This window comes from Snodgrassella sp. W8158, from assembly GCF_016100435.1.
GTDB classification, from domain to species: domain Bacteria; phylum Pseudomonadota; class Gammaproteobacteria; order Burkholderiales; family Neisseriaceae; genus Snodgrassella; species Snodgrassella alvi.
Genome location: NZ_JACFSM010000012.1, coordinates 1 through 2,262, shown reverse-complemented (window position 1 = coordinate 2,262; position 2,262 = coordinate 1). Strand labels below are relative to the sequence as shown.

At 32.6% G+C, this 2,262-nt stretch carries 4 protein-coding genes; all 4 read left to right on the top strand.

All coding sequences use genetic code 11. The features are described 5' to 3' along the window. On the top strand, positions 1-545 hold a 545-nt coding region (locus H3V11_RS11695; RefSeq protein ID WP_198225096.1), incomplete at its 5' end, for a DUF6883 domain-containing protein. Between the two features lie 7 nt (positions 546-552). Then, a complete protein-coding gene (locus H3V11_RS11690) occupies positions 553-750 on the top strand; it encodes a DUF4926 domain-containing protein (RefSeq protein ID WP_025331490.1) in 198 nt (65 codons plus the stop codon). A 28-nt stretch (positions 751-778) separates the two neighbouring features. Next, positions 779-940, top strand: a complete 162-nt coding sequence (locus tag H3V11_RS11685) for a hypothetical protein (protein ID WP_171991469.1) — start codon at positions 779-781, stop codon at positions 938-940. Between the two features lie 464 nt (positions 941-1,404). Beyond that, the gene (locus H3V11_RS11680; protein WP_198225094.1) at positions 1,405-1,902 is read left to right on the top strand and encodes a hypothetical protein; all 498 of its coding nucleotides are present in this window, start codon (positions 1,405-1,407) and stop codon (positions 1,900-1,902) included. The last annotated feature ends 360 nt before the right edge of the window (positions 1,903-2,262 follow it).

The following is a 2,262-nucleotide window of genomic DNA, read 5'->3' as shown; positions in this document are numbered from 1 at the left end:
GAAGGAGACTAACCAATGACGAAATAGGTTTGATAAAAAATAGATATTCTGTAATGATGCAAAAGCAGGGTTCTAAAGCAAAAGCCGGAAAGGGGACGAGTGCTGTAGATGATGTTGCTACAATAACCTCTAAAGATAAACTTTCAGGACCAACAGCGAATTGGAACAATTACACCCATGCAGAGGCTGTAATTAAAACAGGAAACTCTGGGAAGCTAGCAAATGCAGATAAAGCAGTAATTGATCCGAATAAAGTTACTTCTTATGCATTAAATACCGAGCATCCCGTAGGGGGAAACAAAGCAAAAGTTTTTGAGTCAGCTTTAGGATATAACCAATCAAACGCAAATGATCTAATATCAAAAATACAATCGGGAGCAAAAACAAATACAGCCATTCTAGGTAAAGCAGATAATCATGGTCAAAGAATTACTATTGATATGCCAATTACTGGACCGAATGGGAAAACAGCAACTGTTCGAACTGGTTGGATATATGATCCTGGATCATCAACACCTAGATTAACAACACTCTATGTAAAGTGAAGATATTATGAAATATTCCCTTTTTGATACAGTAAGTTTAACTGAAGATATTCCTGAGTATAATCTGAAATCAGGAATGATAGGTGCAATTATAGATGTTTATACTAAACCCGATGAATCATATGAAGTCGAGTTCTGTGATGAGAACGGTAGAACAATAGAGATACTAGCCTTATCACCAGATAAATTATCCAAGGTAAGCTAAAGCAATCCCCACCTAACCCGTGGGGATTTTGTTTTACCTCTTAGCTCAGCCCCTCAATCCTGATAATCAACAGCCTCGGCTGTACATCAATGATGACTGGCTGACTGGTGGTAAAGCAGGAAAGGGAATGAATGGTAATTCTCTGGAATGGAATTCTTGGCAAAACTACATAAGAATGATTCCTACCTAACTATTAGAGATTCTAATTATTATCTTTTAGACTTATATAACAAGTTGAATAAATAATTTACCCTACTTTATTGTTATGGTTATGAGCATACCAGCATAAAATCTGAGCTCCTCCAATCAATGACCATTCATGGTCAGTTGAATTGGAGGGCTAGGTCTGACCAGACTAGGTGTATATAACAAATGGTATAAAGTTATTTGGTTATAGGAAAAGTTGCTACTACACGACCTATAAACAATTAATTGCCAAAAATAAAAGGTAAAATAGGTTCTGGATTTACCTTTTGTTTTGGAAGTGTTAAGCAGCAGCAATTATGATAGAAAAATTAGAAGAATTAAATAAGCTCTTTAAATGTAAATAACAGAGTATTAGAACAAGTATAATAAAAAGCTATTTGTACTTGTTCTGTTATGTTTGTTTTTATTATATATTTTAAATTAACTACGTCTGCTGAAAGTTTATAAATGAGTAATATCAATATACTATGGAAAGGATATAAGAAAAGGATTATATATATTATCTTTATATTATGTAGCTTTTCAATTTTTGGGTATATAAAATGGATGGTGAATGGAAAATCTAGATATGAAATAGATAATAATGAAAAAGAATCAATAATAATTAAACAATTACCAGATATTCTTAAGCCATATTCATTTAATAAAGAACAAGTAATGATAACTAAAAATGGTTCAACAACGACAATTTATGTGATATTTAAACTAAAGTATGATGATTTTGAAAATAGAAAAAAAATTTCTAATACTGTTGATAAGAATAGTGCAAAACTAGGTTTTGAACATAACTGTCGCGGAGAAGAGATGATTATTACTTCTAATTTGGATGATTATTATGATTATGAAAGAGATCCAACAGTAACTGAAATACCGCTTCAAAGATATGCTGTTGTATGGCAATATCCTAGTTATGCATGTATTTATCAAAATCAAAAGCATCAGTAATACTCAATAAAAAATAAATATTTATTGAATAATGTAATTAATCTTATTGATTAAGGTATGGGATTTTAAAACCTAGCAGCTATCCATACTGATATCAGCAGCGAAGATTATGCTGATAAGGCCGGATATCTGCATAATAACTTTGATAAAGACAAGGTACAGAAAGAGCTGGATTTACAGCGTGAAATCAGTCAGGAATTCAGCGATAACATGCAGACAGCCTCTGCCATAATAAACAGTAAAAAAGATGCCCTTAAAGAAAAACTGAAAAATACAGCACTGAGTCCGGAAGAACGTGAAAAATATGAAAAAGAACTGTCGCAGTGGAATGCAGGCGGATTACTGTTAAATGCGATAGGA